This window comes from Paraburkholderia pallida (genome assembly GCF_004524855.1).
GTDB classification, from domain to species: domain Bacteria; phylum Pseudomonadota; class Gammaproteobacteria; order Burkholderiales; family Burkholderiaceae; genus Paraburkholderia; species Paraburkholderia oxyphila.
In genome coordinates, this window is record NZ_CP038151.1 from 274,933 (window position 1) to 288,128 (window position 13,196).

The 13,196-nt window shown below is 65.8% G+C and carries 11 protein-coding genes; 4 read left to right on the forward strand and 7 right to left on the reverse strand.

The window, feature by feature from the left end:
• The first annotated feature begins 354 nt into the window (after positions 1 to 354).
• Positions 355 to 1,326, forward strand: coding sequence for a response regulator (locus E1956_RS36170; protein ID WP_134758179.1), 972 nt, complete (start codon positions 355 to 357; stop codon positions 1,324 to 1,326).
• Between the two features lie 965 nt (positions 1,327 to 2,291).
• Entirely contained in the window at positions 2,292 to 3,080 is a 789-nt protein-coding gene (locus E1956_RS36175) for an FRG domain-containing protein (RefSeq protein ID WP_134758180.1), read from the forward strand.
• A gap of 42 nt (positions 3,081 to 3,122) precedes the next feature.
• Here the strand turns inward: E1956_RS36175 and E1956_RS36180 are convergent, their stop codons facing one another.
• The 6 genes from E1956_RS36180 to E1956_RS36205 form a co-directional block, all read right to left on the reverse strand.
• A complete protein-coding gene (locus E1956_RS36180; protein ID WP_134758181.1) occupies positions 3,123 to 4,499 on the reverse strand; it encodes an amidase family protein in 1,377 nt (458 codons plus the stop codon).
• Positions 4,496 to 5,836: an MFS transporter gene (locus E1956_RS36185; protein WP_134758182.1), complete on the reverse strand. Its 1,341-nt coding sequence runs from the start codon at positions 5,834 to 5,836 to the stop codon at positions 4,496 to 4,498. The genes E1956_RS36180 and E1956_RS36185 overlap by 4 nt, the downstream gene beginning before the upstream one ends.
• 26 nt (positions 5,837 to 5,862) lie before the next feature.
• The gene (locus tag E1956_RS36190; RefSeq protein WP_134758183.1) at positions 5,863 to 7,392 is read right to left on the reverse strand and encodes an N-acyl-D-amino-acid deacylase family protein; all 1,530 of its coding nucleotides are present in this window, start codon (positions 7,390 to 7,392) and stop codon (positions 5,863 to 5,865) included.
• A 218-nt stretch (positions 7,393 to 7,610) separates the two neighbouring features.
• Positions 7,611 to 8,507 carry a LysR family transcriptional regulator gene (locus tag E1956_RS36195; protein WP_134758184.1) on the reverse strand — a complete coding sequence of 299 codons (897 nt, stop codon included), beginning with the start codon at positions 8,505 to 8,507 and terminating at the stop codon, positions 7,611 to 7,613.
• The gene (locus tag E1956_RS36200) at positions 8,504 to 8,800 is read right to left on the reverse strand and encodes a YciI family protein (RefSeq protein ID WP_134758185.1); all 297 of its coding nucleotides are present in this window, start codon (positions 8,798 to 8,800) and stop codon (positions 8,504 to 8,506) included. Before E1956_RS36200 ends, E1956_RS36195 begins: the two co-directional genes overlap by 4 nt.
• 49 nt (positions 8,801 to 8,849) lie before the next feature.
• A complete protein-coding gene (locus E1956_RS36205; RefSeq protein WP_134758186.1) occupies positions 8,850 to 9,449 on the reverse strand; it encodes an NUDIX domain-containing protein in 600 nt (199 codons plus the stop codon).
• An 85-nt stretch (positions 9,450 to 9,534) separates the two neighbouring features.
• Here E1956_RS36205 and E1956_RS36210 point away from each other — a divergent pair, with 85 nt between their 5' ends.
• Entirely contained in the window at positions 9,535 to 10,290 is a 756-nt protein-coding gene (locus E1956_RS36210; RefSeq protein WP_134758187.1) for a DeoR/GlpR family DNA-binding transcription regulator, read from the forward strand.
• Positions 10,291 to 10,305: 15 nt separating this feature from the next.
• On the opposite strand, the gene E1956_RS36215 is transcribed toward E1956_RS36210, so the two are convergent.
• Positions 10,306 to 11,157, reverse strand: coding sequence for a helix-turn-helix transcriptional regulator (locus tag E1956_RS36215; RefSeq protein ID WP_134758188.1), 852 nt, complete (start codon positions 11,155 to 11,157; stop codon positions 10,306 to 10,308).
• Positions 11,158 to 11,453: 296 nt separating this feature from the next.
• Between E1956_RS36215 and E1956_RS36220 the strand changes: the two genes are divergently transcribed.
• A complete protein-coding gene (locus E1956_RS36220) occupies positions 11,454 to 13,169 on the forward strand; it encodes an amidohydrolase (RefSeq protein ID WP_134758189.1) in 1,716 nt (571 codons plus the stop codon).
• The last annotated feature ends 27 nt before the right edge of the window (positions 13,170 to 13,196 follow it).

Here is a 13,196-nt window from a genome sequence, read left to right on the forward strand (position 1 = left end):
ACGCATGCCTTCGATGTTTGAGGACATGGGCCAATTCTCGTCGGCTTCCCGGCTTGCCAATACCGCCTTCATCACATAGTCGGGGAGATCCTCGAGGGCCCGTGCGCACAGGCTTGTATGCAAACGCGCAGCTGGATGCCCGCGCAAACGATTACGCGCGTCCGAAAACGGGCTACGCATCGTCCGGAGCGTGTGCGGCGGTTGCGGGGCGCGCCCGCGAGGCCGCATAATCTGGCAGCTACGGGTTGCGGAGCGATGCGCGATGAATCGCGAGTCGAATCAGCGCGATGGGGTACAGATCGAGGGGCACATCGAGTCCTGCCGCAGGCCTGTCGCGCGAACAGAGGCCATTACATGAGTTCCATCGTCAGACAGCCGGTTTTCTACCCCGTATCTGTGGTCTTCCTGGACGACAGCGCGGATTTTCTACACGCCCTTCGCGGCTTCTTTCCGAATGCGCACACGCATCATTTCTTCACCTCGCAGCCCGAGGCGCGCGCGTTCATCGAAGCGCACGGCGCAAGCGGCGCGGGCCATAGCCCGATGTCGGGCGAGGCGTGGTCGGAGTTCGAGAAGCGCGGCGGCAATGCGCTGGGCCAGGATGTGATGGCTGACGCGAGCCGCTTCGCGGACGTTGCGGCCATTGTGGTGGACTATGACATGCCGGGTCAGGACGGACTTGAGTTTCTCGACTCGGTGAAGGACGCGAATTGCACGCGCATTCTGCTTACGGGCACTGCTGACGAATCGCATGCCGTGGACGCGTTCAATGCGGGGCTCATTCATTTTTACCTGAAGAAGTCGGACCCGGGTATGACGCGCAAGCTCGCTCAGGCGCTTGGGAATGCGCAGCGGAAGTTTTGTGCGGGGCGCGGGCATATTGGTGTGCACGGCGTGGGGGCGGCTTATGCGGACCAGCGCACGGCCGAGGTGCTGGAGGCGCTCGCGCAGCGTGAGCGCATTGTTGAATATTATTGGCGGCCTGAGCAGAATGCGGTGCTTACGTTTGATGCTGCCGGCAATGCCGGCGTGTTTCTCGCGTGGGATGCGCACGATTGGGCGGCGCAATGTGATGTGGTGACGGATGAGGGCGGGCCCGCCGCCTTGCGTGATGAGATGGAAGGGCGCCGGATCATGCCCGTGTTTTGGCCGAATGAGGCCTATCGGCCGGGGATGGAGAGAGTGGAGTTTGCTGTACCGCAGTTGGTGGCTGGTACGGATGATACTCATGTGAGTTGGACTCGAGTCGATGGTCTTGGGCTTGCGCCCGAATTTGTTATCTATCAGAAGTGGTTGCTGGCGCAACGTGATTCTTCGGTCTTGTGAGATTGGCCTTAACTTGTTTTCGCGGCGGGCCGCAAGCGTTGCCCCTGTGCGGGGCGGCACCTACTTTTCTTTGCCGCGGCAAAGAAAAGTAGGCAAAAGAAAGCCGCTCAAACCGCCAGTGTGACGCAGTTCACCACTGCCCTGTATGTCGGAGCGGCTCCGGGGCGTCTGTCGCCACTCGCCGTCACCCGGAGTGACTAAGGGCTCATTCATCCGGCGGCGCTGCGCGCGCCGTGGGGTATATCCAAAACCAGTGGGATGCACGCGTTTTCGTAGGACTCCAGCGTATTCGATCGGCGCTCGCCCACGCATTCGCCAGCCAGCGCGCCCGTGTATTCACTAGTCAGCACCCCAACGCATTTACCGGTCAGAACCCCAGCGCATTTACCGATCAGCACTCCCGCGCATTTACCGGTTCGCACCTTCGCACACTTACCAGGTGGCACCCCCCGCGCATTCGCCGGCCAGCCCACTTGGTTTTCGTTGCAAACCCTTCCGCCCGCGCGTAGCGCGTGGCGGGAAGAATGAGCCCTTTGTCACTAACGCGGAGTGTGCGAGGCGACGGATGCCCCGGAGCCGCTCCGATGGACGGGGCAGTGGGGGACGGCGTCACACTGGCGGTGTGAGCCGCTTTCTTTTGCCTACTTTTCTTTGCGGCTGCAAAGAAAAGTAGGTGCCGCCCCGCACAGGGGCAACGCCCGGGGCCCGCCGCGAAAACAAGTTAAGGCCAAAGCCACAAAGAATCCCAACAAAAAAAAGTCCAGGGCAACTAGCGCCCAGCAAATCGCGCAATTGCCGTCAGGGCGACCCTCTGCAAGGGCCATCATCAACGGGCCACCGATGCACCATATGACTTCACGATGTAATCGTCACTGTGATAGCGTGTCAGACGCACACACACACGCACACGCGCGATCCGCCAGACAATCGCCCCCAAGGCCCCGCGCCGCCCAAGGCCACCACTCATGCAAACCACCGAACTCACCAACTGGAACCAGTTCATGGAGCTGACAACCCAGCTCGACGGCTGGGCATTCCGCGGGCAGCAAAACGCCCAGTGGCGGCTGGAGAGCTCGCTCTCGCGCTACATGCGCGACTTCGTAGACGACCGCAACCAATGGCGCGCACGCGAGGAGCGCGCAATCCGCGTGTTTCGCCGCAAGGCACACAACTTCCTCGCGCATCCCGCCATCCTCGCCGACGATCTGCGCTGTCTCGCGCTCATGCAGCACCACGGCGCGCCCACCCGCCTGCTGGACTTCACGAAGAGCCCGTTCGTGGCGGCCTTCTTCGCGCTCGAACGCGCGACCGGCGACGCCGCCGTCTACGCGCTCAATACCCCCGCGCTCTGGAACAACCGCGCCCGCCCGAAAGCCGATCCGGTGCTCACGCGCGACGTGATCGACCCCCGCGTGCCCGATCACTTCGAACGTTATTTCTTCTGCAATACCAACGAAATTCTCTGGTCAGGCGAGCCCACCGAAATGGACGACCGGCTCGTCGCGCAGTCCGGCACCTTCGTCGTGCCCGGCGTGATCGACAGGCCGTTGCAGGCCATTCTCGACGGCTACGAAAGCAACGAGGAACTGCTGCATCAGATCGTGCTGCCCGCACGCATCCGCATGGACGCCATGAAGTGGCTCTACCGCATGAACATCACGAACGCCTCGCTGTTTCCGGGCCTCGACGGCCTCGCGCGCTCGATTGGCGTGGAGCTGGAGATCGTCTGGTCGGGGATGATGCAGGCGCAATAAGGGCGTTGAATCGGTGCTACCGTTCCTGCGAACCGCGTGGCGTCAGATGGCATCCACGTCTTCGCCGCGCTGCACGGCGATGCGCCGCGCAGCGGCAAAGCACGCGGCAAGCGTACCGGGCGCGCCGATCAATTGCATGCCCGAAGGCAGCTCGCCCGGCGCGTGGCAAGGCACGCTCACGACAGGCAGCGCCGCGAACGAAATGGGCTGCGTGAGCCGGCCAAGCATCTTTGCGGGTTCGAGCGCCGTGCCGTTCACGTCGACAGTGGCATCGGCGAAACGCGGGGCCGCGCAAGGCGTGGCGGGTGCGATGAGCACGTCGTAGCGCGCGAAGAGGGGGCTCATGTGCTCACACCATGTTGCGCGCTGCACGAGCGCCCGTGCGTAGGCCGCTTCGTTCGTCGAAAGACCCGTGACGATGCGCGCGCGCAGGCGTTCGGAGACGTGCGAGGGATCGGCGTTCAGCAGCGTGCGATGCGCGCGTGCCAGTTCGTAGTTGGAGACCGTGAGCGCGGCGGCGCGTGCGTCTTCGAGCAAGGCTTCTTCGACGGGCTCCGGCTCGGCATGCTCGAAGCACGCAGCAGCGCGCTGCACGGCACGGCGTGCGTGCGCATCGGCGAACTGCTCGAAGCCTCCGGTGAGTACGGCCACGCGCAACGGCTGCTGGCTGGATATTGCGGCGCGTACACGTGCGGCCTCTGCATGGCCTTGCGCGCCAAGCAGCGCTTCATAAAGCGCGACGAGATCGCCGAAGCTACGCGCAAAGCCGCCCGCCACGTCGAGCGACGTGGCATAGGGCAGACATCCTTGCATCGCGAGCCGGCCGTTATCGGGCTTCACGCCCCACACGCCGCATAGCGCGGCCGGCGCGCGGATCGATCCGTTGGTGTCGCTGCCGAGCGCGAGCGCCACGTAGCCTGCCGCGACGGCCGCGGCCGAGCCGCTCGACGAGCCGCCCGTCATGCGCGTGGGATCTGTGGGCAGGCGCACCGCGCCAAAGTGCGGATTCTCGCCGGTGGCGCCGCACGCGAGTTCGTCCATGTGCGTGGCGCCCAGCGGCACCGCGCCCGCCGCGCACAAGCGCGCGACCAGCGTGGCGTCCGCTTGCGCAGGCGGCAGCGCGAGCCGTGCGGGCGAGCCGGCCACGGTCGTGTAGCCGGCCACGTCGAAGTTGCTCTTCACCAGAAATGGCACGCCCGCGAGCGGCCCAGGATCGCGGCCCGCACGCACGGCGGCGTCCACGCGGCGCGCGTCGTCCAGCGCGCGTGCTTCGAAGATCATCGAGACGGCGTTGTGCTGTGCGTCGCGCGCGGCGATATCGGCGAGCGCGGCGCGTACGAGTGCTTCGGCGCTCGCGCGGCCCGCGCGGACCTCGTGGGCCAGCGAGCGCGCATCGCGCGGCAGCGGCACCGCGTTCATGCGCGTCCCATGAAGCGGCGAGGAATCGCGAGGATCAGCGCCGCCGCGCTGAAGAGCGCTAGCGCGAGCAGCGCGACGCCCACCTCGGTGCTGCCGGTGAGGCCCTTGAGGTAGCCCATGATGGACGGTCCCACGAAGCCCGCGACGGCCGCGCCGATGTTCACGAGGCCCGCGCCGCTAGCAGCCGCGTCGCCGGCGAGGATGCGCGAAGGCAGGCTCCAGAACATCGCGAGCGTGCTCATGATGCCGGCCACGCCCACGGTCAGGCAGGCCACGGCCAACACCGGATGCGCGCGCATGCCCACGCTCGCGAGCAGCGCCACGCCGCCCACGATCACGGGCGCAGCCGTGTGCCAGCGGCGCTCGCCGGTGCGCACCGAATGTTGCGCGTTCGCGACCATCGCGATGGATGCCACGAGATACGGCACCGCGCTGATCAGGCCGATCGCGAAGTTGCTGAGCGTGCCGAGCGCCTTGATCATGGTGGGCATCCAGAAGATCAGCCCGTAGTTGCCCACGTTGTAGAGAAACGAGGTGAAAAAGAGCAGCCACAGCGTGGGCTCGCGCAGCGCGGCGCCCAGATGCGCGCGCTTGCCTTCGGCCTCCGTGGCCATCTCGGCGTGGACCATGCGCTTCTCAGCGTCGCTGAGCCAGTGGGCGTCGTCGATGCGCTCGGTGACCGTGGCGAGCAGATAGAAGCCGAGCAGCACGGCAGGCAGCCCCTCGATCAGAAACATCCACTGCCAGCCGCGCAGGCCAAGTCCGCCGTGCGCGGCGTCCATGATCCAGCCCGAGAGCGGTCCGCCGATCACCACGCCCAGCGGCATCGCCAGAAACAGCAGCGCCATCACCTTCGAGAGCCGGCGCGACGGAAACCACACGCTGAAGTAAGCGATCACGGCCGGGAAGAAACTCGCCTCGGTCACGCCCAGCAGGAAGCGCAGCGCGTAGAAGCTGGTCTGGTCGCGCGTGGCGAGCGTCGCGATGGAGACGAGGCCCCACGCGAGCATCGAGCCCGCAATGCACTTCTTCACGCCGATGCGCTTGACGAGCCCGCCCGCGGGGATCTGCAGCAGCAGGTAGCCGATGAAGAACAGCCCCGCGCCCACGCCGTATGACGCTTCGGATAACTGAAGATCGTTCACCATCTGCAGCTTCGCGAAGCCCACGTTCACGCGGTCCAGGTAGCCGAAGAAGTAGCACACGAGGATCAGCGGAATGATGCGGCGCGTGAGCTTGGCATAGAGCGTGTCGATGTCGGGCGCGTCGAGGCTCGCATACGGATGCGCGCCGGACTGCATGCCGGGCGGGCGAGCCGCCCCGTCGGTACTTGCCATGATCACTCCCTGCCAGGTTGCACGCGTCAGGCGTGCTCGGTTGCGTTTGGGGTTGCGTTCGACGATGTGTTCGATGATGCGTTCGGCGGCGTGGCGGGTGCGCTTGCCGAAGCCGCGCCCGCTTGCTGGCGGCGCAGCGCGCGCCCGGGTCGATTGCCGGTTGGCTTGGCGTGCGAGAGCACGGCCTGGCCGTTGACGAAGACGTGCTCGATGCCCTCGGGGCGCAGCGTGGGCTGCGCGAAGGTCGCGCGGTCGATCACGCGCGCGGGATCGAACACCACGAGGTCGGCGTAGTGGCCCACTTTCAGGTGCCCGCGCGCTTCGATGCCGAACTGCTCGGCCGTGAGTCCGGTCATCTTGCGCACAGCCGCCTCGAGCGGGAACAGGCCGCGCGTGCGCGAGAACTCGCCCAGCACGCGCGGGAACGTGCCCCACAGGCGCGGGTGCGGCCGCGTGTCGTTGGGCAGGCCGTCCGAGCCCACCATCGTCATCTCGTTCTGGAAGATGCGCTCGACGTCGCGCTCATCCATCACGAAGTAGATGGCGCCAGCCGGGCGCAGCGCTTCGATGGCGGCTTCGATGGAGCCGCCAAAGCGCGGCAGCAGCTCGTGAAAGTCGCGCCCCGCGAGCTCGGGATGCGGCTTCGACCAGGCGAGCATCACGTGTGAAGACTGGCGGATGCGGTCCGCGCGCAGCATCGTCGAGGTGGCGGGATAGGGGTGGCAGTCGAGACACAGCGGCTGCAGCGTGCGCTGGGCGTCGATGCGCGCGAGCGTTTGCACCGAGCGGCCATGATTCTCCTTGCCGGCAACCTTGTGATGCGAGAGCACGACGCGCACATCGAGCGCGCGGCCGATCGCGAAGGCCTCTTCGAGGGACGCCATGATTTCAGCGGTTTCGTCGCGCAGGTGCGTGGCGAATACGCCCCCCGTCTCGCGCAGCGGCGCGCAGACGTCGATCAGCTCTTGCTGCGTTGCAGCGGCGGCGGGCGGGTAGAAGGTGCCCGACGACACGCCGAAGGCGCCCGCGCTCATCGCCTCGCGCACGTCGACGGCCATGGCGGCGATCTCATGGGCGTTGGCCTCGCGTTGCAGATCGCTCATGTGACGCACGCGCAGCGTCGAATGGCCCACCAGCGCTACCGTGTTCACGGCGGCGGGCGTGGCGTCGAGCGCGGCGAGATACTCGGCGAAAGAGGGAAAGCGGAATGCCTGCCACGCGCCGAGCAGATCGAGCGGCTGCGGGACTTCACGTTCCGCGCGCAGCGGCGCGAGGCTGATGCCGCAATTGCCGGCGACCACGGTGGTCACGCCCTGGCAGATCTTGGGCTCGACGCCGGGGTCGGTCAGGACGAAGGCGTCGTCGTGCGTATGGCTGTCGATGAAACCGGGGGCGACGATATGGCCCGCAACGTCGATCTCGTGCGTGGCCGTTGCGCCGCTCAAATCGCCGATGGCAGCGATGCGCTCGCCGCTCACGCCAACGTCGGCGCTGAAGCGGGGCGCGCCGGTGCCGTCGATCAGCTCGCCGTGGCGCAATATGACGTCGAAATGCATGGAGGCTCCTTGCTATTGGCACTGTGCTTGACCGTATCGTCGGTGGCCAATTTGCGGGCGTCCAATGCGAGTCTGCTCGCGATTCATGCGCAAACGCTATCAAACGGTCCACCGTGCGCAGGGGGAGCGCCTGCAAACGCGAGCCGGCGGATTTCAGGCAGCTGCGTGAGGTTGCTGCGTGAGGCCACCGTGCCAGGCTACGGTGCCAGGCCGCCACTTTAGGCCACAGCGGCCTTCACGAGCGCGCACAGGTCGGCCGCCATGCTCGACATGGAGACGGTGCGATGGCGCACGATGCCCACCGTGCGGGCGATCGCGGGACTCGCGAGCGGCACGGCGCGTACGGCGGGCGAGGCGAGCGCGCCCGTTTCGCCCACCGCGCTTTCGGGCAGGATCGCGCAGCCCACGCCCGAGGCAACGAGCGCGGCCACGCAGGAGATGTGCTCGACTTCGTAGAACCAGCGCAGCCGTACGGACTCCTGGCTCATCAGCATTTCGAGCAGCAGACGATTGCCGCTGTCGCGCCCGCCGATCACGAGCTTTGCGTGGCGCAGGTCGCCGAGCGTGAGCGATTCGGCCTGCGCGAGCGGGTCGTCGCGGTGCACGGCGAGCACGTAGCGGTCCTCGAACAGCGGCTCGAACACGAGGTCTTCGTCGTCGCCGGGATGCAGGCTCACGCCGAATTCGGCGAGTCCCGCGCGCACTTGCGAGAGCACGAAATCGTGATTGCCGTCGAGGATCTGCACGCCGATTTGCGGATACTTGCGCGCGTACTGGCGCAGCACGTCGGGCAGCAGGCGTGCCACCACGGTGGGGATGCTCGAGACACGCACCTTGCCGTAGCGCTTTTCGGCGATCTCCTGAATGGAGGTGAGCATCATGCCGAGCTGCGCGATCTGCTCGCGCGCCATCGGCAGGAACTGGCGGCCCACGCCCGTGAGCGTGACACTGCGCGTGGTGCGGTGAAAGAGCTCGACGCCCAGCGCCTGCTCGAGCTTCTGGATGCGCCGCGAGAGCCCAGGTTGCGTGAGGTGCAGCTTTTCGGCGGCGCGATGAAACGTGCCGAGCTCCGCCACGGCGACGAAGGCTTCGAGTTCCGAGTTTTCGACTTTCATGGGGCCTCGGGCCGCGGCAGGTTCAGGCCCGGCGCGAGACGTGTGGCCTTGAACTCCGTGACGGCGTAGACGACGAGATCCTGCTCGGCAAATGGATCGGTCGCGAGCAGGGCGTCGAGCCGTGCGCGCTCCATGTTCGATGCGAGGATCACGCCGCCGTCGCGCGGCACCTTCGGCCCCGCTGCCACGAAATTGCCGGCGGCGAACTGTGCGTCGAGCCAGTCGCGATGGGCAGGAAGGGCGTCGTCGATGCGCTCGAGCGAGGCGGTGTAGGTCAGCGAGACGATGTACATGGGGCTCTATCCAGATTGAAATCCTGCCGGGCATTGTAGCGGCTGGGGATTAGCGCTGGTGGCCGTTCGCGCATTCGTGCAGCGCCGCGTACTGGAGCAGCATGATGGTCTTGCCGTCCACAATTTCACCGCGCTCGATTGCGGCCAGTGCATCGTGCAACGGCATTTCAATCACTTCGATATCCTCACCTTCGTCCTCGATGCCGCCGCCGTGGCCGGTGCGTCCGGCGTCGTCGTACTCGCCCAGATAGAAGTAGAGCTTTTCCGTGACGGAGCCGGGGCTCATATAGGCTTCGAATACCTTGCGCAGGTTGCGCACGCGAAAGCCGGTCTCTTCTTCGGCCTCGGCGCATATGCGTGCCTCGGGCGTGGCATCGTCGAGCAGACCGGCTGCCGCCTCGATCAGCATGCCGTCATGGCCGTTGATGAATACGGGCATGCGGAATTGCCGCGTGAGCACGACGTTGCCGGTCGCGGGGTTGTGCAGCAGGATCGTTGCGCCGTTGCCGCGGTCGTAGGCTTCGCGGCTCTGGCGCTGCCACGTGCCGTTACGGCGCAGGAAATCGAAGGTGATCTTCTTGAGCACGTACCAATTGTCCGAAAGCACGGCAGTTTCGACGATACGGACTCGGTCTTGGGTGGCGGTCACGGGCGGCTCCAGGCGATGGTCGACATTCAATGCGGCCCATGGTAACGTGCAGACTCGTGTAGTTTCAAGAAAATTCGTGCAATTGATGCTGACAGATCAAAGAAAGAAGGCCATCCTGGAAGCGCTGGCGCGCGACGGCCAGGTGCTGGCGGGCGAGCTGAGTGCGAGGTTCGGCGTGTCGGAAGACACGGTGCGCAGGGACTTGCGCGAGCTGGCGGCTCAGGGGCGGGTGCAGCGCGTGCATGGTGGGGCTTTGCCTGCTTCGGCTGCGATCGCGCCGCTTGCCGAGCGCGAGGACATGGACGTGGACGCCAAGCGCCGCGTCGCGCGCAAGGCGGCGAGCATGATCGAGCCCGGCCAGGTGGTGATCGTCGACGGCGGGACGACCTCCGCGCTGCTCGTGCAATGCCTCGCGCCCGATCTCGTGGCAACGGTGGTCACGCACAGCCCGAGCATCGCCGTCGCGCTGGCTGCGCATCCGGCCGTGGAAGTCGTGCTGATCGGCGGGAAGCTCTACAAGCACTCGGTGGTGAGCGTGGGCGCGGCCGCCGTGGAGGCCATGTCACACGTGCATGCCGACCTGTACTTCATGGGCGTGACCGGCGTGCACGCGAAGGCCGGGCTGAGCACCGGCGATTACGAGGAAGCGTACGTCAAGCGGGCGCTCGCGGCGCGTGCGGCGGAGACGGTTGTACTGGCCTGCGCGTCAAAGCTCAATGCGGCCTCGCAATACCGCATCGGCGATTTGGATCTCGCGCAGACGCTCATCGTGGACGCGGCCGCGCCCGCCCGATTGATTCGCCCGATCGAGGAGGCTGGATTGGCGGTGGTGAAGGCATAACGCATACGCGTGCATTCAGCCGGCACGCTCCTTTTGTGCAGGCTGCCCCAACGCCCATTGCGCCAGCTCGCGCCGCGTCCTCACCCCGAGCTTCGCGAACGCGCGCTGCACATACGATTTCGCGGTCGTTTGCAGCACGCCCAGAATCGTCGCGATCTCCGGCACCGTGTGCCCCCTGATCAAATGCCTGCAGGTGTCGTATTCGCGCTTCGATAGCCGGATGCCGTCGCTCGCAATGCGCGTGTCGAATAGCGCGAGCGGATCGGTATCGACCACGGCGTTGGTGGTCCGCTTGATCGCAGCCGTGGACGCGTGCAGCTCCAGCAGCGGAAAAAGCAGGTCGCCGAGGTGCCTCAGATAATTCAGGTCTGCGAGCGAAAACGGTGGAAGATGATCGCGGCGCACGAGCGCGAGCGAGCATTGCGTGCGCCGGTCGCTCTTCGTCAGCACGCACTCGTGGGCGACCTCGCGGCTGTCGAAGATCCGTTCGCGAAACTCGCCGGCGGGCACCTGGCTCATGTCGCGCACCACGAGGTGCGTCCCCACGGTGGTCCGGATGTCTGCGAATAGCGGATCGAGGGCCTGGAAGCGCTCGTAGTAGAGCGACATCACATCGTCGACGACGGACTGCGCTTCGTCTACGGCACCGCTGCCGAGCCACTCGCTGCGATAACCGAGCGGCGAGCGGCTGTCGAGGCGCGAACGCTCGACGTGCACATAGTCGAGCGGCACGAGATCGTTCAGAAACAGCGTGAGGCGGCGCACGAAGTGCGGCAGGCCGACGGCTTCGACGACCTCGCCCATCGACCTGATCGGCACATTGAGGTAGCGGGCGCTTTGATTGAATGGGTCGACGTTCAGTTGCATGGTGTCACCCCCGGTCTGTCGTCTTGTCAGTCTTGCGCGGAACATTATCAGAAAGCCCGCGCCACCAAAATCCGTGAATTCGTCCAGTATCCGCGGCCGTGCGGGTGACAACCGGCCCCATCCGCCGTATTGGCGCGATGCGCAGGGGCTCTTCCGGGCCGGCCCAGCCGCGCGCGCCGCGCGGGAAATTGCGGGTTGCCCTCCTTCGAGTAGGGCATACCTGGGCGGAGCGAGCCGATACCTTTGTCGCCTGCCTTCGATTAAAGGCACGTTGAATTTCCACATCGAATCCCGCCATGAATCTACAGAACGAACACAAGGAGACGCCGGCCGACGTCATTTTCACGAATGCACGGGCCTATACCGTCGATCCGCATTGTCCCTGGGCGAACGCGGTTGCGGTGCGCGAGGGCAGGATCGTCTTCGTCGGCGATACGCTCGGCGCGCAGCGCTTTGCCGGTGTGCATACGCGCACGATCGACGCCGGCGGCCGGTTGATGCTGCCGGGCTTCGTCGAATCGCACTGGCATTTCTCCACCACGGCATTTGCCGCGCAGGCGTTCATCAACTTCGAAGATCCGCAGCAGGTGCTGGACGCGCTGCGTGCCTACGTCGAGGCGCATCCGCACGAGAAAAGCATCATCGGCATGGGCTGGGTGCAGGCGGCCATGCCAGCCGAACTGCTCAATCGCGAGACGCTCGATGCGATTTGCGCCGATCGCCCGGTATGCCTGCTTTCGACCGACTTTCATACGATGTGGGTGAACTCGAAGGCGCTCGAGGTTGGCGGGATCGACGCATCCACGCCGCCTGTCGAAGAAGGCGCGAGCTGGTTCGAAAAGGATCCGGTGTCGGGCGAGCCCACGGGCGTGATCGTCGACGGCGCCGCTTATTCGCTGCTCATGCGCCGCCTCTCCGCTGCCGGCTTTCTGCCGCCGTGGGGCGAGCTCTATTACGACTCGTTCGTGAAGTGGCAAAAGAAGCTGGTGGCGGCGGGCATCACGACCGTCTTCGATGCCGGCTTCATCGACCCGAGCGGCGATCAAACGTGGCTGTACGAGACCTTGATGCGCATGGAGCGCGACCGCGCGCTCAAGCTGCGCGTGGTGGGCAGCTATGCGGCGATCGAGGCGACGCGCGACCCTGTGGAAACGATCCTCGAGTATCGCGCGCGCTATCAGTCGCCGCTCGTGAAGGCGCGCACGCTCAAGCTGTTTCTCGACGGCACCGAGATGAACCATACGGCTTATCTGCTGGAACCGTATGCGGACCGGCCGCACTATTGCGGCGAGCCGAACACGCCGATCGAGGACTTCAACCGCTTCGTGCTGGAGGCCGACCGCAACGGCGTCGACATCATGGCGCACTGCGTGGGCGACGCAGCCGTGCGCGGCGCGCTCGACGCGATCGAGCGCGCCAACACGCTCAATCCGCCGCGCGATCGTCGCCACGTGATCACGCATGCGTTCCTCACGCATCCGGCCGACATTCCGCGTTTCCGTCGCCTGGGCGTGCTCGCGAACACGCAGCTTCAATGGGGCGTGGTGGACACCTATACGAAGGCGATTCGCGAGTTCTACGGCGAGAAGCGCTGGAGCAGCATGTACAAGTTCCGCACCTTCATCGAGGAGGGCGTGACAGTGTCCATCGGCATGGATGGGTTGGCCTGCCAGTGCCGATGCCAGCACCACCCCGTCGAGCACATCGAGTCGGGCCACACGCGCCAGCTTGCCGGCGAGCCCGATGCGCCCGTGTTCCCGGACATCAACGAGCGCCTGAGCATCCCGCAGCTGATTGCCGCGTACACGATCCACGGTGCGTATCAGCTTGGCATGGAGCACGAAATCGGCTCGCTGACCGTGGGCAAGCGCGCGGACCTCATCGTGCTCGAACGCGACCTGTTCGAGGTGGGCAAGTACGAGATCGGCAAGGTCGAGGTCGGCCTCACGATGATGAACGGCGAGGTCACGCACGCACAGGGCGATTTCGTGCGGGAGGCGCTGCACGCGTGACGCGCCGCGCGTGATCCGGGGGACCGG

Coding starts and splice junctions, on each gene's coding strand:
- E1956_RS36175 (WP_134758180.1), top strand. CDS start 2,292: ATGCAAACCACCGAACTCACCAACTGGAACCAGTTCATGGAGCTGACA.
- E1956_RS36195 (WP_134758184.1), bottom strand. CDS start 8,507: ATGAAAGTCGAAAACTCGGAACTCGAAGCCTTCGTCGCCGTGGCGGAG.
- E1956_RS36190 (WP_134758183.1), bottom strand. CDS start 7,392: ATGCATTTCGACGTCATATTGCGCCACGGCGAGCTGATCGACGGCACC.
- E1956_RS36170 (WP_134758179.1), top strand. CDS start 355: ATGAGTTCCATCGTCAGACAGCCGGTTTTCTACCCCGTATCTGTGGTC.
- E1956_RS36185 (WP_134758182.1), bottom strand. CDS start 5,836: ATGGCAAGTACCGACGGGGCGGCTCGCCCGCCCGGCATGCAGTCCGGC.
- E1956_RS36220 (WP_134758189.1), top strand. CDS start 11,454: ATGAATCTACAGAACGAACACAAGGAGACGCCGGCCGACGTCATTTTC.
- E1956_RS36210 (WP_134758187.1), top strand. CDS start 9,535: ATGCTGACAGATCAAAGAAAGAAGGCCATCCTGGAAGCGCTGGCGCGC.
- E1956_RS36215 (WP_134758188.1), bottom strand. CDS start 11,157: ATGCAACTGAACGTCGACCCATTCAATCAAAGCGCCCGCTACCTCAAT.
- E1956_RS36200 (WP_134758185.1), bottom strand. CDS start 8,800: ATGTACATCGTCTCGCTGACCTACACCGCCTCGCTCGAGCGCATCGAC.
- E1956_RS36180 (WP_134758181.1), bottom strand. CDS start 4,499: ATGAACGCGGTGCCGCTGCCGCGCGATGCGCGCTCGCTGGCCCACGAG.